Here is a 17,279-nt window from a genome sequence, read left to right as displayed (position 1 = left end):
CGGTGCAGCACGCCCGAGGTGGTGTCGAGGGTGAGCGCCCCGACGGCGTCGTCGCCGCCCCGCGCGATCGCGGTCAGCTCCGTCAGGTACGCCCCCGCGAAGCCGCCGAGGTGGTCGCCATCACCGCGCTCGACCCGGTCGACGGCGGCCCGTGCGGCCTGGCGGCCAACTCCTTCACCTCGGTGTCGCTGGACCCGCCGCTGGTGGGCTTCTGCGTGGCGCACACCAGCACGAGCTGGCCACGGCTGCGCGCCACACGCACGGTGACCGTGAACGTGCTGGCCGAGCACCAGCAGGCGACCTGCGCCCAGCTGGCGGCCCGGGGCGGCGACAAGTTCGCCGGCCTCGGCTGGACCGCCTCCCCCGCCGGCAACCCGGTGCTCGACGGCGCACTGGCCTGGCTCGACTGCTCCATCGAGGCCGAGCACCGGGCCGGCGACCACCTGATCGTGGTGGCCCGGGTGCAGCAGCTCGACACGCTCGGCGACGGCGGCCCGCTGCTGTTCTTCCGCGGCGGTTACGGAGCGTTCACGGCAACCCCCTAGCCGGGGGCCTTGGACCGATCTACTGTCCGCAGTATGGGCACACGCTCCTCGTACCTGCTCGACGTCCTGATGACGGAGTTCGGTGACTCGATCACCACCGACCCGCCGGCCTTCAGGCGGAAGTTCCGGAAGATGGCGGCCTCCCCGTTCGCGTTCTACCGGGGCAGCGCCTGCCTGTTCTACGCCGACCTCACCGGGCCGTTCGCCGACGACTCCTATCTGGACGAGGCGACCAGCCGGGTGTGGATCCACGGCGACCTGCACGCGGAGAACTTCGGCACCTACATGAACGCCTCCGGCGTGCTGGTGTTCAACGTCAACGACTTCGACGAGGCGTACGTCGGCCCGTACGTCTGGGACCTCAAGCGGTTCGCCGCCAGCGTGGCCCTGCTCGGCTACGCCAAGGCGCTGTCGGACGCGGTGATCGGCGACCTGGTCGGCGGCTTCGCGGGGGCGTACCTGACGGAGCTGACCGCGATCGCGCGGGGCGGCGACGACGCCGTCGGGGCGCTCACCCTCGACACCACCTCGGGCGTGCTGCACCGGGTGCTGCAGACGGCCCGGCTCAGCACCCGGGTGGCGATGCTGGACGTGGAGACGGTGGTGGAGGACTACGACCGGCGTTTCGCGTTCATGGAGGGACGTGTGCCGGTGGCCGACGGGATGCGGGCGGCGGTGCGGGCCGCGTTCGAGGACTACCTGACCACGCTGCCCATGCCGTCGAACCCGGTCGAGCACGTCATCAAGGACCTGGCGCTGCGCAAGGGCGTGGGCATCGGCTCGGCCGGGCTGCCCTCCTACAACCTGCTGCTGGAGGGCCGCTCGCAGGCGCTGGAGAACGACGTCATCCTCTACATGAAGCAGGCCCAGGTGCCCGCGGTCGCCCGGTACGTCACCGACGAGAAGGTCACCCGCTACTTCCGTCACCAGGGGCACCGGACCGCCGAGTCGCAGCGCGCCCTGCAGGCGTACGCCGATCCGTGGCTCGGCCACACCACGCTGAACGGCGTCGGCCAGCTCGTCGCCGAGGTCTCGCCGTACTCCGCGGACCTCGACTGGGGGGACGTGAACGAGCCGGCGGAGCTGCACGCGATCGTGCGGGACCTGGGGCGGGCGGTGGCGCGCATGCACGCGGTCGCCGACGACGACTCCAGCCACGACCTGGTGAGCTTCTCGACCGAGGAGGCGATCGTGGCCGCCGCCGGCGGCGACGCGGCCGGGTTCACCGCGACGCTGGTGGACTTCGCACACCGCTACGGGGCGCGGGCGCGCGAGGACCATGGGCTTTTCGTGGATCTGTTCCGCAACGGCCGCCTTCCGGGGGTGTGACGACCGACCGGTTGGTATGGCATGCTTCCGGAACATGACTCTGTTCTCGGTGGAAGGCAAGACGGTCGTCGTCACGGGCGGGTCGCGCGGCATCGGCCGCATGATCGCGGCGGGGTTCGCGGCGGCCGGCGCGAAGGTCTACATCTCCGCCCGCAAGGCGGCCGAGGTCGAGCGGACCGCCGCCGAGCTGGGCTGCGCCTCGGTGGTCGCGGACCTGTCCACCCCCGAGGGGGTGGCGGCGCTGGAGGCGGCCGTGGAGGGCCCGCTGCACGTGCTGGTCAACAACGCGGGAGCCACCTGGGGCGCGCCGCTCGCGGACTACCCGGAGAGCGCCTTCGACAAGCTCTGGAACATCAACGTCAAGGGCGTCTTCTACGTCACCCAGCGGATGCTGCCCCGGCTGCGCGAGGCCGCGAGCGCCGACGACCCCGCCAGGGTGATCAACGTCGGGTCGATCGACGGGATCAAGGTGCCGTCGATGGAGACCTTCGCCTACTCGGCCACCAAGTCCGGGGTCCACATGCTCACCCGGCACCTGGCCAAGCAGCTCGCGCGCGAGCACATCACGGTCAACGCGCTGGCCCCGGGGCCGTTCGAGTCCAAGATGATGGCCTTCGCGCTGGACGATCCCACTACCCGAGACGCCATCTCGGCCGGCGTGCCGCTGGGCCGGATCGGCCGCCCCGACGACATGGCCGGAGCGGCGATCTTCCTGTCGTCGCGGGCCGGGGCCTATCTGACCGGGACCGTCATCCCGGTCGACGGCGGCATCTCCTGCTGACCGCTCAGAGCAGCTCACGCAGCGCGGCGGCCAGGCTCGCCGCCGCGCGCGGCTCGTACCGCAGATAGAGGTACGGCTCCGTCAGCTCCAGCTCGATGACCGCCGGGCTGCCGTCGGGGAGCCGGACCAGGTCGATCCGGGCGTAAAGAAGGGCCTGGGGGATGGTGGCAAGCACCTTCTCCGCGAGTTCGACCTGGTCCGGGGCCGGGGTGCGCACCTGGGCCCGCGCGTTGTCGGCACCGGTCTTGCCGGGCGTGAGCATCGGGGTGCGCCGGACAGCGTGGCTGAGACGGCGGTTGAAGTAGAGGAGTGAGGTCTCGCCCTCGGACTCGACCATGTCGAGGTAGGGCTGGACCATGGGAGTGCGGCCCGCCGCCTCCAGGGCTGCGGCGTGCGCCTCCGCCCGGTCGCGGCCGGTGGTCCTGATCGTGTCGCGGGCGCCCGCGGAGATCGCGGGCTTGACGACGTACTCGTCCCAGTGCGGCAGATCGTGCGACGACCAGTGCGTGGGCACTGTCGGTACGCCCAGATCGCGCAAGTAGGTCTTGTCGGTGTTGGCCTCGATGACGGAGGCCGGGTGCAGCAGCCGGGAGACCCGCTCCACCCGTCGGGCCCAGGCCAGGAACTCCGCCCTGCGATCCACGTAGTCCCAGACCGAGCGGACGACGACGGCGTCGTAGGCGCTCCAGTCGGCATCGGGGTCGTCCCAGCGCTCGGCGCGGCCCTCGATGCCCTGCTCCCGCCAGGCGGCGAGGGCGAGCTCGCGCTCGTCGTCGTGATCATCACGGTCGTCGAACGTCACATATGCACAGATAGCCATCCGCTGATGCTAATAGCGGACAGAACTCGCGAAGGCCCACGCGCCCGCGCCCAGGCCCAGGCGCGTGGGCGAAGGTCGCTAGTCGACCTCGACCTCCTGGCCTGCGGCGCTGTCGTCGGTCGCCACGTTGGCGTTGCCGTTGATGTTGTTGACGTTGGTCGAGCCCCACCCGCCGACGTTGCTCGTGCCGATGTTGGCGAAGTTGTTGCCCGACTGGGACGACTCCTCGTTCCAGCTCGAGTTGCTGTTGCGCGTGTCGGCCTGAGCCGGCGCGGCGAGCAGGGTGGCGCCGGCAGCGGCGGCGACGACGAAACCGGTCACGCAGAGCTTCTTGATCATGTCGATTTTCCTTCCGAAGAGGGTTGCTGGATCACAGGCCCGCCGGACGGGACCGGCGGTGCGGGGAAGGTGTGGATCGCCTAGTAGAAGATGTAGGTCACGGCGATGCTTCCGTTGGAAGCGGTCGTGGCGATGCCGTTGAGGTTGTTGACGTTGACCGAGCGGCCCCAGCCGTGGTTGGAGGCGCCGACGTGCGCGAAGTTGTTTCCGGCCTGGGACGACTCGGAGTTGCTGCTCCAGTTGTCGCTCCAGGTGTCCGCGTGAGCCGGGGCGGCCATCAGCGTGACGCCCGCCACCGCCGCGACCACGGCACCTGCCGTGCACAGCTTCTTGATCACTACAGCTCCTTCGCCAGAGGATTGGCTTCAAGGGGCAGCAGGCCGCCTGGGCCCTAGGTGCGCTACAGCCCCTTTGACCTGCCTTGACCTGGAGAGGTCAAGGTCAAAGCGAGCATATAACTATGGGTTGCCAATCGGTAGCGTTGAGTAATTAGAAGATTGTTCTACCAGCCGATCGCTGACAGGAGATGTCAGCGGCAACCGCCTAGCGTCGGCCCCATGATCTACGAGTTGCGCCGCTACACCCTGCGGCCGGGGCGGCGGGAGACGCTTCTGTCGCTGTTCGAGCGGGAGTTCGTCGAGACGCAGGAGGCGGCCGGCATCGACGTGACCGGCCAGTTCCGCGACCTGGACGACCCCGACGCCTTCCCCTGGATGCGGGCGTTTCCCGGCATGGAGGAGAGGAAGGCCGCGCTCACCGCCTTCTACACCGGCCCGGCGTGGCGGGCGCACCGCGACGCGGCCAACGCCACCATGATCGACTCGACCGACGTGCTGCTGCTGCGCCCGGCCGGGGGCGGCCTCCCCCGATGGGAGCGGCCGCCGATCGGGGCCGGCGAGGTGCCGTCCTCCTTGTACGTGGCCACGATCTACCAGGTGGGGCCCGGCTTCGAGCCGTTCTTCGCCGAGGAGGTGGCGCCGGTACTGAGGGCGGGCGGGACGCCTCCGCTGGCCTGCTTCGCGACCGAGCACGCGGAGAACACCTTTCCCGCGCTGCCCGTCCGTACGGGAGAAGAGGTGTTCGTGTGGTTCACCCGGTTCGACCGGGTGGCGGACGAGCGCGTGGTGGACGTGCCCGCCCTCGGCGGGCGGCTCACCGCGCCGGTCCGGCGGCTGCGCCTGGCGCCCTCGGCCCGGTCGGCGCTGCGGTGACCGGAGGCGGCGCCGGAGTTACTGTGAAGACATGTTCTTCGAGCCTCCGCCGCCGGAGACGGACCTGGCCGGCCGGCTGCCGGAGTTGCCGCAGTGGGCCGGGCCACCGATGCACGAGAGCGGCGGGGTGCTGCCCGTCGACCTCATCGTGGCGGGCAACGAGGTCACCGTGGTGGCGCTGCCGATGATCCGCGCCTTCCGGGCCGGTTGCATGCTGGGCGTCGACGTCGTGCTCCGCCGGAGCGGGCTGTCGACGACCGACTGGTGGGACCTGCAGCTGTCGGTCCACCACCTGGGTCTGCGGGCCGGCGACCCGCTGCCCGCCAAGCTGATGCGGCTCGGCGTCCGCTACGCCGACGGCACCAAGGCCACCACCCTCGACAGGCCGGCGCCGGGCGCGGTGCCCGAGGGGCCGCTGTTGACGTGGTCGCCGGTGGGCAGCGGGGGCGGCCGCGGCGGCGGCCAGGAGATCGGCTTCCACCACTTCGGGCTCTGGCTGTGGCCGGCGCCGCCGGCGGAGCCCTTCGAGTTCGCGGTGGAGTGGCCGGCCGGCGGGATCGGGCTGACCATCACCGAGCTCGACGGCGCCGCCATCCTGGCCGCCGCGGCCAGGTCGGCCCGCTACTGGCCGGACCACTGACCGGAGCGCCGGCCGGAGCTCGGCCAGAGCGCTGATCAGAGCGCTGATCAGAGCACCGTGATGCCTCGGGCCGCGAGGATGGCGTCGGCCTGGGCCCGGTTGACGACCGCGCCCCCGAACGCGCGCAGCCGGGCGTCGTCGATCTCCCCAAGGTCCGCGCCGCGCAGGTCGGCCCGGGTGAACACGGTCCTGAGCAGCTTGGCCTCGCGCAGCCGGCAGTCGCTGAACGTGGCGTCGGTGAAGTCGCAGCCCGACAGATCGGCCTCGTCGAACCGGACTCCCTCGATCACCTCGCCGCGCAGCGAGCAGCCACCGAGGTTGGCCATGGTCAGGTTGGAGCGGGCGACCCTGAAGCCGGTGCCGCGCGTGCCGGTGAGCGAGGCGCCGATCAGGCGGCAGCCGGTGAACGACGCGTCGGTCGTCAGCGCGCCGCCGAAGTGCGCGGACGACAGGTCGACGTCGGTGAACGACGCGTCGATGAGGTCGGCGTCGCTGAACCTGATCCGCATCCCGCCGCCACCGGCGAAGACGGCGCCGTCGAGGTCGGCCTTGCGGAAGTCGGCCTGCTCCAGCACGCAGGACTCGAACCTGGCCCCGGCCAGCGAGGCTCCCCACAGGTCGGCCTCGGTGAGGTCGCAGCCTCGGAAGAGGTGCGTCTCGTCCGGCGGGAGCCGGTCGGTGAGGGATGTGCCGGAAAGGTCCTCGCCGTCGAAGTTCACGGTGTCACAGGGTACCGGTGATCACCTCGGCGGCTGCCCGGCCGCAGACGGGCGCGGAGCCGTACGTGGCGATGTGCACGGCGCCCAGGTCCGAGCGCTGGGGCAGGCCCATCTCCACCACGACGGCGTCGGGGCGGGCGCTGAGCAGGTGCCGTACCGCCTCGCCCTGCCAGGGGTAGCGGTGCACGTCGCGTACCACGACGACCAGCGGGCGGGCGGCGGCCAGCGCGACGAGGTCCTCGATCGCGGCCCCGGACGCCTCGCCCGCGGCGAACCTGGTGACGGCGGTGCCGGGCAGGAGCTCGGCCAGCGGCCCCGCCACGCCCCAGGGGGTGTCCTTGTCGATGGCCAGGTTCATCTCCGGCGTCAGCTCCACCACGTGCGGGGGCGTGCGGAGCGGCAGGACGGCGGCCCCGGAACGGCGGGTCACCCGCACGGCGCGCCGGGCCGCCGCCAGCCCGGCATGCCCGTTGCGCTCGCCCCGCCCGGCGACCGCCGTGCCACCGGCCACGGCACCACCCAGCCCGGCACCGTCCAGCCCGGCACCGTCCAGCCCGGCACCACCCAGCCCGGCACCACCCAGCCCGGCACCACCCAGCCCGGCACCACCCAGCGCCATGCCATCAAGCGTGGTCCCGCCCGTCGTGGTGCCCGGCGTGGTGCTGCCCGAGGAGGCGGACCAGGCGGCCAGCTCGCGGACCCTGCGGGCGGCGTCGGCCAGGCGCTCCTCGGGCAGCAGTCCATCGGCCACCGCCGTGGCGATCGCGTCCCGTACCTCGATCGCCGTCGCCTCGTCGGCGTGCTCGCCGCCGACGCAGATCGCGTCGGCCCCCGCGGCGATGGCGCGGGCGGCGGCCCCGCCGATGCCGTACATGCCGGAGACGGCGGCCATCTCGATCCCGTCAGTGACGATCATGCCCTCGAAGCCGAGCTCCTCCCGGAGCAGGCCGGTGAGCACCTTGGGGCTGAGCGTCGCGGGCAGGTCGGGGTCGTAGGCGGGCACCAGCAGGTGGCCGGTCATGATGGACCGGACGCCCTCCTTGATCGCCTCGCGGAAAGGGCGGAGCGCGTCCTCGATCCCGCCGGGCGCGACGACCGGCACGCCGTGATGGGAGTCGACGGAGGTGTCGCCGTGGCCGGGGAAGTGCTTGGCGCAGGCGGCGACCCCGGCCGACTGCAGGCCGCGTACGAAGGCCCGGGTGTGGCGGGAGACCAGGTCCGGGTCGGCGCCGAAGGCACGCAGGCCGATGACCGGGTTGTCCGGGTTGGAGTTCACGTCGGCGGAGGGGGCGAAGTCGATCGTGATGCCGCACGCGGCCAGGTCGAGGCCGAGGTCGCGGGCCAGCGCCTCGGTGAGCGCCACGTCGTCGACGACGCCGAGCGCGTAGCCGCCGGGGCGGGTGCTGCCGGTGGCGACCTCCAGGCGGGTCACCTCGCCGGTCTCCTCGTCGGTGCCGATCAGCGCGAACGGGTTCTCGGCCCGCAGCGCCGCCGTCAGCGCCGCCACCTGGGCGGGGTCGGCGATGTTGCGGGAGAACAGCACGACGCCGGCCAGGCCCTCCCCGAGCCGCCGGCGCACCCAGTCTGGAGGGGTGACCCCCTCGAAGCCCGGCAGGAGTACGGCGTCGGCCAGGCGCACAAGGTCACCACTCTTGGACATGCCCCGCAATCTAATAGGAAAGTTTCTTATTTGCTAGAGGCATTTTCGAACGTCAACCGGTTCGGTTCGCCGACGAACTCTGTCACGGTACGGATCGGGGCGTCCGGACGGTCGGCGAAGTCCACCGCGCGGAAGGCGACGCGCAGCTCGGCGGGGCCCGCCGTCCCGGACAGGTAGCCCCGGCGGCCGTCGAAGAACCGCAGGTGCGGGTTGGCCGCGAGCACGGCCTCGCTGTCGGTGACCGGCGGCCTGCTCGTGATGCCCGAGGCCACGAACTCGGCCCCGACCGTGGCGGACCCCGGGTCCAGGAAGTCGGCCTTGAGATCGCCGGCCCAGGCGTTGTGCACGTCGCCGCTGAACACGACGAGCCCGGACGGCCCGGCGGCGGCCACGATGCGGTCGCGCTCGGCCTGGTGCCCGTCCCAGGAGTCCGCGCGCAGGTTGGGCGGCGGGCCGGGCACGAAGCGGCGGGAGAAGAACAGCGGCTGCACCAGGATCCGCCACGTGACCGGGCTCTCGCGTAACCGGGCGGTCAGCCACTGTTCCTGGGCCGCGCCGAGCATGGCGGTGCCGTCGCGGTGCTGCCGGGCGTCGAGCACCAGGAAGTCGGCCACGCTTCCGTAGCTGCGCCGGCGGTACATGCGCAGCCCGCCGTCACGGGGCCGGACCCGCAGCGGCTGATGCTCGTAGTACGCCTGGTAGGCGGCCGCCCGCCGCCTGAGGAACGCGGCCGAGCCGTCGCCGTCCCCCCGGTAGTTGTTGAGCACCTCGTGGTCGTCCCAGGTCGGCACCCAGGGCGCGGCGGCGTGCGCGGCCCGCAGGTCGGGATCGGTCTTGTAGCGGGCGTAGCGGTTGCGGTAGGCGTGCAGCGTGGCGGCCGCGCCGGCCGATCCGAGCCGCCGCACGGCCACGTCCGCCTGCCGCGACTCGTAGATGTAGTCGCCCACGTGGAAGACCACGTCCGGACGTTCGGCGGCCAGGTGCCGCAGGGCCGTGTAGTAGCCGTGCTCGTAGCGCTGGCAGCTCGCCACCGCGAACCGCACCGGCCGGGTGGCCGCCGGGTCGTCGGCGGTCCTGGTGCGCCCTGCCGGGCTGAGCTCGGACCCGGCGCGGAAGCGGTAGTAGTAGTCGGCCCCCGGCCGGAGCCCGTCGACGCGCACGTGCACGCTGTGCGCCCAGGCGGGCAGCGCCTGCGCGGTGCCCTCGCGGACGATCGTGCTGAACCGCTCGTCCTCGGCGAGCTGCCAGCTCACCGGCACCGCCCTGGGCGGCATCCCGCCCGGCCGGGCCGGATCGGCGTGGGTGGGCGAGGTCGCGAGCCGGGTCCACAGGATGACGCCGTCGGGCAGCGGCTCCCCCGACGCGACACCCAGGGTGAAGGGGTTTGCCATCCTCACATTCTGCCGTGAACAAGCGATTGTCCGAGGGCCCATAATGGGGATGTGACAACGCGAAAGAACTCCGGCGGCACCACGACCCCGGCCAAGCGCCAGCGCGCCGCCTCGTCGGGGCCGGCCTCGGAGCGCCGGGACCATCTCGTCAAGCTCGCGGCGGAGCTCTTCGCGGCCAAGGGCTTCCAGGCGACGACCGTCCGTCAGATCGCCCAGGAGGCCGGCATCCTGTCGGGCAGCCTCTACCACCACTTCGACTCCAAGGAGTCGATCGTCGACGAGGTGCTGTCCACCTTCCTCGATGATCTCATCGCCCGCTACCGGTCCGCGATCGACTCCGGCCCCGACGCCCGCGCGGTGCTGTCGGAGATGGTGCGCATCGGCTTCGGCACGCTGGAGCCGCACCGCGCCGCGATCACCGTCATGCAGAACGACTGGAACTACCTGCGGCAGTTCGACCGGTTCAGCTACCTGGTCAAGGCCGAGGACGAGGTGGAGCAGATCTGGGTCACGCAGATCAAGGCCGGGCAGGCGGCCGGGCTGTTCAGGCCCGACGTCGATCCCAAGCTGACCTACCGGATGATCCGCGACACGATCTGGGTGGCGGTGCGCTGGTTCCGCCCGGACGGCAGGCTCAACACCGCCACGCTGGCCGAGCACTACATCACCGTGCTGTTCGACGGCCTGGCGACCGGCGAGCGGACCTCCCAGCGAGGATGAGTCTCGGCAAGGCGGTGCGGCTGGCCCTGCGGGAGGCGGCGGAGCCGGGCAAGGCCGCCGCGATGCAGTCGTACATGAAGTCGCCGATGCCGTTCCTCGGCGTGCAGGCGGGGCCGAGGCGCACGGCGCTCAAGCGGGTGTTCGCCGAGCACCGGCTCGACACCGCGCCCGAGTGGCGGCGCGCGGTGCTCGGCCTGTGGCGCGAGGCCGAATACCGCGAGGAGCGCTACGCCGCCGTGCAGTTGTCCGGCCACCACCTCTACCGCGACTTCCAGACCCTCTACACGGTGCCGATGTACGAGGAGATGATCGTCAGCGGGGCCTGGTGGGATCTGGTGGACGAGCTCGCGACGCACCGGATCGGCGGGCTGCTGGCCGCCTATCCCGACACGATGCGGTCGCTGATGCTGGAGTGGGCGCACGACGCCGACCTGTGGAAGCGCCGCACCGCGATCCTGTGCCAGAACCGGTTCAGGTCCCGCACCGACACCGCGCTGCTCTTCGCGTGCATCGAGCCGAGCCTGTCGGACAACGACTTCTTCGCCCGCAAGGCGATCGGCTGGGCGCTGCGCGAATACGCCAAGACCAGCCCGCGCGAGGTCGTGCGCTACGTGCAGGCCAAGGGCCTGTCGGGCCTCAGCCGCCGCGAGGCCCTGCGCAACCTGCCGGTCACCTGATCACCTCGTCCACAGGGCCTCCTGCACGGCCTGGACGAGGGCCAGGAGTTCGCCGGTGACGCGTTCCTTGGACCAGGCCAGGGCGTAGGTGATGCGCAGGCCGGCGGCGTGCAGCGGGACGAAGCTGACGTCGTCGCGCCGGGTGGCGCGGACCAGGAGCTGCGGCGCGGGCAGCACGCCCGCCCCGGCGGCGACCAGGTCGAGGGCGGCGGCGAAGTCGTCGTCGGCGACCATGCGCGGCTGCCCGGGGAGCCCGGCCCACGGCCTGCTGCCGGGCGTCAGCAGCACGCGCCCGACGAGGTCGGCGGGCTCGACGGCGGAACGCGAGGCGAGGGCGTGGCCGGCGGGCACGGCGAGGTGGTCCACGCTCACGTGGAAGCGGGCGGCGGTGACGAACCGGGCGGGCGCCGGGGTGGCGAGGATCGCCGCCGACACCTCGCCCGCCTCCAGCGCCGCCGAGGCCGCCGCCCGGCCCGCCACGCGCAGCTCGACGCCGATGGCGGGGGCGCGCCCGGCCATCCGTCTGGCGATCCGCGCCGCCAGCGGACCGGCGATCGGTGGATAAGCGAGGTGAATGGTCGGCCGGGCGAGTCTGGCGCCTTCGGCGGCGAACGCCGACACCGACTCCAGCACCTGCTCGGCGTGGGGCAGCAGCGCCTTGCCGGCGGCCGTGAGCCGCACCTCGCGGGCCGAACGGGTGAACAGCTGGACACCGGTGGCGCGTTCGAGCCGGGTGATGGCCTGGCTCACGGCCGGCTGGGACAGGCCCAGGTCGGCGGCGGCCGTGGAGAAGCTGAGCCGCGCGGCCACCCGCGCGAAACACTGGATCTCCCTGAGCATAAGCAGCACGAATAGATGATGCATCACCGGCGGCAGGCCGTGCACGATGCCAGGCGTTGACGATCGACGCTGAACGCTTGGAGCGACCCATGTCCCGTTTCCCGCAGTCCACCGTGCTCGGATACCCGAGGATCGGCCCGCGAAGGGAGCTGAAGCGGGCGCTGGAGTCCTACTGGGACGGCGGGTCCACCCGGGAGGAGCTGGACCGGGTGGGCGCGGAGCTGCGCGCCGCCACCTGGCGCAGGCTCGGCGAGCTGGGCCTGGAGGGGCTGCCGTCCAACACCTTCTCCCTCTACGACCAGGTGCTGGACACGGCCGTGCTGCTCGGCGCGGTGCCGGAGCGGTATCGGGGCGCCGCCGACCCGTACTTCGCCATGGCGCGGGGCACCGACGGGCTGGCGCCGCTGCGGATGACGAAGTGGTTCGACACGAACTACCACTACATCGTGCCGGAGATCGGTCCCGGGACGGTCTTCAAGCTGGACGCGGCCAAGCCGCTGGCCGAGCTGCGGGAGGCGCGCGCGCTGGGGTTCGAGACGCGGCCCGTGGTCGTCGGGCCGGTGACGTTCCTGCTGCTGAGCGCCGATCCCGGGGCGGCGCTGGACCGGCTGGACGACGTGCTGGCCTGCTACGAGGAGTTGCTCGGCGTGCTGGCCGCCGAGGGGGTGGCCTGGGTGCAGCTCGACGAGCCCGCGCTGGTCCAGGACCGGACGCCGGGCGAGCTGGCCGCCGTGCGCGCCGCCTACGACCGGCTCGGCGCGGTGGCGGCGCGGCCGGGGCTGTTCGTGTCCTCGTCGTTCGGCCCTCTCGGCGAGGCGCTGCCGGTGCTCGCCGCCACGCCGGTGGAGGCGATCGGCGTGGACCTGGTACGCGGCGGCCTCGACGGGCTCGACGCACTGGCGGGCAAGACGGTCGTGGCGGGCGTGGTGTCGGGGCGCGACGTGTGGCGGACCTCCCCGGAGCGGGCCGCGCACGCGCTGCGCGCCGTGGCCCGGCACGCCGCCCAGGTGGTCGTGGGCACCTCGTGCTCCCTTCTGCACGTGCCGTACGACCTGGAGGCCGAGACGGGGCTGGATCCGGCGCTGCGGGCGCGGCTGGCGTTCGCGGAGCAGAAGGTGGCCGAGGTCGTCGCGCTGGCGCGCGGCGGGTTCGACGGGCCGGCGCCCGCCGTGCGGCCCGCGCCCGGGCGGGAGCCTGTCGCGGCCGGCGAGCGCAGCCCCTACCCGGTGCGGGCGGCGGCGCAGGCCGCGCACCTGGGGCTGCCCACGCTGCCGATCACCACGATCGGCTCGTTCCCGCAGACCGGCGAGCTGCGGGCGGCCCGCGCCGCCCTGACCGCCGGCACGCTGCCCGAGGCCGAGTACGAGCGGCGGGTGGAGGCCGAGATCGAGCGGGTCATCCGGCTGCAGGAGCGGCTCGGCCTGGACGTGCTCGTGCACGGTGAGCCCGAGCGCAACGACATGGTGCAGTACTTCGCCGAGCACCTCGACGGCTTCGCGGTCACCGCCAACGGCTGGGTGCAGTCCTACGGCTCACGCTGCACCAGGCCGCCGATCCTGCACGGCGACGTGTCACGGCCGGGGCCGATCACCGTCCGGTGGGCCCGCCACGCGCAGTCGCTGACGGACAAGCCGGTCAAGGGCATGCTCACCGGCCCGGTCACGATCGTGGCGTGGTCGTTCGTCCGCGACGACCTGCCGCTGCGCGACGTGGTGTTCCAGGTGGCGGCGGCGGTGCGCGAGGAGGTGCGCGACCTGGAGGCGGCCGGCGTGTCGATCATCCAGGTGGACGAGCCCGCGCTGCGCGAGCTGCTGCCGCTGCGGCAGGCGGCGCGGGCCGGCTACCTGGAGTGGGCCGTGTCCGCCTACCGCCGGGCGACGTCGGGAGTCGCCGACCGCACCCAGATCCACACGCACCTGTGCTACTCGGACGCCGACCAGATCCTCGACGCGATCGACGGCCTGGACGCCGACGTGACCACGATCGAGTCGGCCCGCTCGGGCGCCCGCATCCTGGACGCGATCAACACCGTCAACACCGTCAACACCGTCAACACCGTCAACACCGTCAACACCGTCAACACCGTCAACACCGCTGACACCGCTGACACCGCTGACACCGTGGGCGCGTTCGGGCGCGGGCTGGGCCCGGGGGTCTACGACATCCACTCCCCCCGGGTGCCCTCGGCCGGGGAGGTGGAGGCGCTGCTGCGCCGGACCCTCGCCGCCCTCCCGGCCGACCGCGTCTGGGTGAACCCGGACTGCGGACTGAAGACTCGCACCTACGAGCAGGTGGAGGCGGCCCTGTCGAACGTCGCCGAGGCCACCGGCAAGCTGCGGGCCGAGCTCGCGTCCCTCACTTCAGGGCGCCCATCGTGAGGCCCGACTGGATCTGCCGCTGGAAGACCGTGTAGACGATCAGCATCGGCAGGATGGCCAGGGTCAGGGCGGCGAACAGCGCCGCCCAGTCCGCGTCGTAGCCGGCCGCCGTCGAGATGTCGGCGATGCCCTGCGTGAGCACCCATTTGTCGCGTTCCTGGAGCAGCACCAGCGGAAGCTGATACTGGTTCCACTGGCCCAGGACGTTGAAGATGGTGATGCTCACCAGGCCCGGCCGGGCCATCGGCAGCATGATCTGGAAGAACACACGGGTGTGCGACGCGCCGTCGACCATGGCCGCCTCCCCCACCGCCGTCGGCAGCGTGCGGAAGAACGCGGCCAGGAAGAACACGGTGAACGGCATCGAGTACGCGATGTAGACCAGCACCAGGCCGGCATGCGTGTTGAGGCCGATGAACGGGCCGATCAGCGGCACGTTGCCCATGTTCTGCACCACGAAGAACAGCGGCGTCAGCGCCAGGTAGACCGGGAACGCCAGGCCCGAGACGAACAGCAGGTAGACGGCCCGGTTGCCGCGGAACGGATAGCGGGCCAGCACGTAGGCGGCCATCGCGCCCAGCAGCATGGTGCCGGTCACGCTGAACGCCACCACGATCACGCTGTTGAGGAAGTACTGCCCGATGTGCACCTGGTCCCAGGCCCGGGCGAAGTTGTCCCAGCGCAGCGTCGCCGGCAGGGACCAGGCGGCGCCGAAGATCTCGTCCTCGCTCTTGACCGAGGCCAGGAACGTCCACAGGATCGGCACCACGGTGAGCACGGTCCACAGCAGCAGCGCCAGGTGGGTGAGCAGGGCCAGAGGCCCCATCCGCCGCCTGCGCTCCTGGCGGGCCAGTTTGCGCGAGTTCGCGATCGTCCACGAGGTCATCGTCGTCATCTCTCAGTACTCGATTCGCTCGCGACGAGACAGGCGCAGCGACAGGATCGCGAAACCGATGGTGAAGAAGAACATCACGACGCCCAGCGCCGAGGCGTAGCCGAAGCGGAAGTACTCGAACGCGTTGCGGTAGATCTCCGTCGCCATCACGGTCGTGGAGTAGTCGGGACCCCCCTGCTGGTCGGTCATCACCCACACGATCGCGAACACGTCCAGCGCCAGGATGCCCAGGTAGACCCAGGCCACCTGGACCGTGTCCCACAGCAGCGGCAGCGTGATGCGGAAGAACAGGCTCACCCGCCCGGCCCCGTCGATGGCGGCCGCCTCGAACATGTCGCGCGGGATCGAGGCCAGCCCGGCGGAGAACAGCACCACGTAGAAGCCGACCGCCTGCCACACCATGACGCCGAGCACCGACCAGAACGCGATGCCCGGATCCGACAGGAAGGAGATCGGGCTCAGCCCGAGCGCCATCAGCGGCCCGTTCAGCATGCCGCTGTCGTCCGGCCGGAACACCTGCTGGAACAGCACCGCCACCACGGTCACGGCCAGGACCTGCGGGAAGAAGAACACCACCCGGTAGACCTTCGACCCGGGGACGCCCGCCACGCCCCGTCCCCCGCTGCCCACGTTGAGCAGGAACGCGAAGAACAGGGCGATGACGATCGTGAAGAGCGGCAGCAGCACCAGCAGGGCCGCGTTGTGCGTGACCGCCTTCCAGAAGATCCCGTCGGAGAACAGCCTGACGAAGTTGTCCAGCCCGATGAAGTTCGGGGTGGCGCTCACGCCCCGCCAGTCGGTCGTCGCGATGTAGAACGCCTGGATGTACGGGGAGATGACGTAGACCAGGTAGAGCGTCACCGGGGCCGCCAGGAACGCGGTGATGAACAGGCCCCGGCGATAGGTGTTGAACATCAGCGCGTGTACTTCTTGATCGCGGAGTCGTTCTTGATCTCGTCGGCCTTCTTCTGCAACCGCTCCACGTACTTGGCGGGGGTGACGCCGCCGGACATGAGCTGGCCGGTGGCGGCCACGGCCTCGTCGTGCAACTGGGCGTACCAGGTGCGCCAGCGGTAGTAGACGGTGTTGGCGCCGGCGGCGGTGAGCGCCTCGGTGGCGCTCTTCGCGCCGGGCGTCAGGTCGCGGCCCTCGCCGGCGCCCTTGACCACGGACACGGTACGGACGAGCTCGCTGAAGTCGCCGGCCGCCTTCTTCGACAGCATCGCGCGCAGGTACTCCATGCCGGCCTGCGGGTTGGCGCTCTTGGCCGAGACGATGAACGACTCGCCCGGCTGGGTGTGCAGGGTGCCGTACGGCATCTTGTCGGAGGCGGTGAAGTCGGGGATGGCGAACATGCCGTACTCGAAGTCGTCGGGGGTGGTGTCCTTCTGCTCGTTCTCCAGCCAGGAGCCGGAGGGCAGCATGGCGACCTGGTACTTGTTCTGGGCCGTCTGGGTCTGCACGTGGTCCAGGCCGGTGGTGCCCTGCATCAGGTACTTGGCGCCGACCTCGGCCCACGCCTCCGCCGCCTGCTTGACCGGCTCGGCCGACCAGGCGCCGTCCTCCAGGTTGTCGATGTTGACCAGCACCTCGTTGCCGCCGATCTTGGCGGCCATGGTCAGCAGCGGCTCGTACAGGTACTGCGGGTGCTTGCCGGCGTACGTGAACGGCGCCATCTTGCCGGACTTCTTGATCGTCTCGCAGAGGGCGAGGAACTCGTCCCAGGTCTTGGGGACCGCCCAGCCGTTGTCGCGGAAGACCTTCTGCGAGTACCAGATGCCGTGGATGTAGTTGACGTAGCCGAGGACGCTGAACTTGCCGTCGTAGGTGCCGAACTCCGCCACGGCCGGGTCGAGGATGTCGCGGACCTTGGTGTTGGGATCGTCCCAGCTCGGCGCGTCGAGCAGCGGGGTCAGGTCCTGGAGCTGGCCGTCCTGGGCGAGCGCGCCCATGTCCATGGCGTTGGCGCCGGAGTTGTCGATGACCTCGGGCGGGTTGCCGCCGGCGAAGCGCGGCTGCAGGACCTTGGTGATCTCCTTGGTGGAGTTGTGCTTGATCTCCACCTGCGGGTACTTGGTCTTGAACAACGGCTGGTGGATGTCGGTGGCATAGGCGTTGCCGAACCCGCCGTCGAAGATCCAGATCTCCAGCGGCTTGTTCGCGACCACGCCGAACGGGTTCGACGCGCTCGTGGCCGCGGGCGCGGCCGAGGCGGCCGGCGCCTGCTGCGCGGGGGTGGCGCAGGCGGCGAGCGCGCCCGCCACCGGGGCCAGGGCGGCGGCGCGGAGAAGACCGCGCCGGGTGATGTGGGGGGTGTTCGACATGCTGTTCCTA

Annotated in this window: 18 protein-coding genes; 8 read left to right on the top strand and 10 right to left on the bottom strand. The window is 71.5% G+C overall.

Annotated elements, in window-relative coordinates:
* The first annotated feature begins 2 nt into the window (after nucleotides 1–2).
* Genes ADY59_RS20995 through ADY59_RS20985 form a run of 3 tightly spaced genes read left to right on the top strand, consistent with a single transcriptional unit; the run spans nucleotide 3 to nucleotide 2,655 of the window.
* The gene (locus ADY59_RS20995; RefSeq protein ID WP_049564635.1) at nucleotides 3–545 is read left to right on the top strand and encodes a flavin reductase family protein; all 543 of its coding nucleotides are present in this window, start codon (nucleotides 3–5) and stop codon (nucleotides 543–545) included.
* Nucleotides 546–578: 33 nt separating this feature from the next.
* On the top strand, nucleotides 579–1,874 hold the full coding sequence (locus ADY59_RS20990) for a DUF2252 domain-containing protein (protein WP_049564634.1): 1,296 nt from the start codon (nucleotides 579–581) through the stop codon (nucleotides 1,872–1,874).
* A gap of 34 nt (nucleotides 1,875–1,908) precedes the next feature.
* Nucleotides 1,909–2,655 carry an SDR family oxidoreductase gene (locus ADY59_RS20985; protein WP_049564632.1) on the top strand — a complete coding sequence of 249 codons (747 nt, stop codon included), beginning with the start codon at nucleotides 1,909–1,911 and terminating at the stop codon, nucleotides 2,653–2,655.
* Nucleotides 2,656–2,659: 4 nt separating this feature from the next.
* On the opposite strand, the gene ADY59_RS20980 is transcribed toward ADY59_RS20985, so the two are convergent.
* The 3 genes from ADY59_RS20980 to ADY59_RS20970 all read right to left on the bottom strand — a co-directional run bounded on the left by ADY59_RS20980 (nucleotide 2,660) and on the right by ADY59_RS20970 (nucleotide 4,152).
* A complete protein-coding gene (locus ADY59_RS20980; RefSeq protein ID WP_049564630.1) occupies nucleotides 2,660–3,475 on the bottom strand; it encodes an ATP-grasp domain-containing protein in 816 nt (271 codons plus the stop codon).
* Nucleotides 3,476–3,553: 78 nt separating this feature from the next.
* Complete coding sequence (locus tag ADY59_RS20975; RefSeq protein ID WP_049564628.1) at nucleotides 3,554–3,814, bottom strand: hypothetical protein; 261 nt, start codon at nucleotides 3,812–3,814, stop codon at nucleotides 3,554–3,556.
* Between the two features lie 80 nt (nucleotides 3,815–3,894).
* Complete coding sequence (locus ADY59_RS20970; protein ID WP_049564627.1) at nucleotides 3,895–4,152, bottom strand: hypothetical protein; 258 nt, start codon at nucleotides 4,150–4,152, stop codon at nucleotides 3,895–3,897.
* 219 nt (nucleotides 4,153–4,371) lie between these two features.
* On the opposite strand from ADY59_RS20970, the gene ADY59_RS20965 reads away from it, so the two are divergent.
* On the top strand, nucleotides 4,372–5,025 hold the full coding sequence (locus ADY59_RS20965) for an NIPSNAP family protein (RefSeq protein WP_049564625.1): 654 nt from the start codon (nucleotides 4,372–4,374) through the stop codon (nucleotides 5,023–5,025).
* Nucleotides 5,026–5,056: 31 nt separating this feature from the next.
* Complete coding sequence (locus ADY59_RS20960; RefSeq protein WP_049564624.1) at nucleotides 5,057–5,665, top strand: hypothetical protein; 609 nt, start codon at nucleotides 5,057–5,059, stop codon at nucleotides 5,663–5,665.
* A 47-nt stretch (nucleotides 5,666–5,712) separates the two neighbouring features.
* Here ADY59_RS20960 and ADY59_RS20955 read toward each other — a convergent pair whose 3' ends face one another.
* The 3 genes from ADY59_RS20955 to ADY59_RS20945 are packed head-to-tail and all read right to left on the bottom strand — an operon-like array spanning nucleotide 5,713 to nucleotide 9,435.
* Nucleotides 5,713–6,384, bottom strand: a complete 672-nt coding sequence (locus ADY59_RS20955; protein WP_053174980.1) for a pentapeptide repeat-containing protein — start codon at nucleotides 6,382–6,384, stop codon at nucleotides 5,713–5,715.
* 4 nt (nucleotides 6,385–6,388) lie between these two features.
* Nucleotides 6,389–8,044, bottom strand: a complete 1,656-nt coding sequence (locus ADY59_RS20950; protein ID WP_049564622.1) for a glycoside hydrolase family 3 protein — start codon at nucleotides 8,042–8,044, stop codon at nucleotides 6,389–6,391.
* Between the two features lie 26 nt (nucleotides 8,045–8,070).
* Nucleotides 8,071–9,435 carry an alkaline phosphatase D family protein gene (locus ADY59_RS20945; RefSeq protein ID WP_049564620.1) on the bottom strand — a complete coding sequence of 455 codons (1,365 nt, stop codon included), beginning with the start codon at nucleotides 9,433–9,435 and terminating at the stop codon, nucleotides 8,071–8,073.
* Between the two features lie 51 nt (nucleotides 9,436–9,486).
* Between ADY59_RS20945 and ADY59_RS20940 the strand changes: the two genes are divergently transcribed.
* Together ADY59_RS20940 and ADY59_RS20935 are read left to right on the top strand one after the other, a co-directional pair.
* Nucleotides 9,487–10,155, top strand: a complete 669-nt coding sequence (locus ADY59_RS20940) for a TetR/AcrR family transcriptional regulator (RefSeq protein ID WP_049564619.1) — start codon at nucleotides 9,487–9,489, stop codon at nucleotides 10,153–10,155.
* On the top strand, nucleotides 10,152–10,832 hold the full coding sequence (locus ADY59_RS20935) for a DNA alkylation repair protein (protein WP_049564617.1): 681 nt from the start codon (nucleotides 10,152–10,154) through the stop codon (nucleotides 10,830–10,832). The genes ADY59_RS20940 and ADY59_RS20935 overlap by 4 nt, the downstream gene beginning before the upstream one ends.
* On the opposite strand, the gene ADY59_RS20930 is transcribed toward ADY59_RS20935, so the two are convergent.
* Nucleotides 10,833–11,672, bottom strand: coding sequence for a LysR family transcriptional regulator (locus ADY59_RS20930; protein ID WP_049564615.1), 840 nt, complete (start codon nucleotides 11,670–11,672; stop codon nucleotides 10,833–10,835).
* Between the two features lie 89 nt (nucleotides 11,673–11,761).
* Here ADY59_RS20930 and metE point away from each other — a divergent pair, with 89 nt between their 5' ends.
* Nucleotides 11,762–14,050, top strand: coding sequence for a 5-methyltetrahydropteroyltriglutamate--homocysteine S-methyltransferase (gene metE / locus ADY59_RS20925; RefSeq protein ID WP_049564614.1), 2,289 nt, complete (start codon nucleotides 11,762–11,764; stop codon nucleotides 14,048–14,050).
* On the opposite strand, the gene ADY59_RS20920 is transcribed toward metE, so the two are convergent.
* Genes ADY59_RS20920 through ngcE form a run of 3 tightly spaced genes read right to left on the bottom strand, consistent with a single transcriptional unit; the run spans nucleotide 14,028 to nucleotide 17,269 of the window.
* On the bottom strand, nucleotides 14,028–14,945 hold the full coding sequence (locus tag ADY59_RS20920; RefSeq protein ID WP_053174979.1) for a carbohydrate ABC transporter permease: 918 nt from the start codon (nucleotides 14,943–14,945) through the stop codon (nucleotides 14,028–14,030). The two genes, metE and ADY59_RS20920, sit on opposite strands and share 23 nt — an antisense overlap.
* A 3-nt stretch (nucleotides 14,946–14,948) precedes the next feature.
* A complete protein-coding gene (locus tag ADY59_RS20915) occupies nucleotides 14,949–15,860 on the bottom strand; it encodes a carbohydrate ABC transporter permease (protein ID WP_049564612.1) in 912 nt (303 codons plus the stop codon).
* Complete coding sequence (gene ngcE, locus ADY59_RS20910; RefSeq protein ID WP_049564609.1) at nucleotides 15,860–17,269, bottom strand: N-acetylglucosamine/diacetylchitobiose ABC transporter substrate-binding protein; 1,410 nt, start codon at nucleotides 17,267–17,269, stop codon at nucleotides 15,860–15,862. Before ngcE ends, ADY59_RS20915 begins: the two co-directional genes overlap by 1 nt.
* Nucleotides 17,270–17,279 lie beyond the last annotated feature (10 nt).

It is taken from the genome of Nonomuraea sp. SBT364, assembly GCF_001083785.1.
GTDB lineage: Bacteria > Actinomycetota > Actinomycetes > Streptosporangiales > Streptosporangiaceae > Nonomuraea.
Note: the sequence above shows the minus strand (reverse complement) of the source record. Positions and strands in the feature narration are given on the sequence as shown.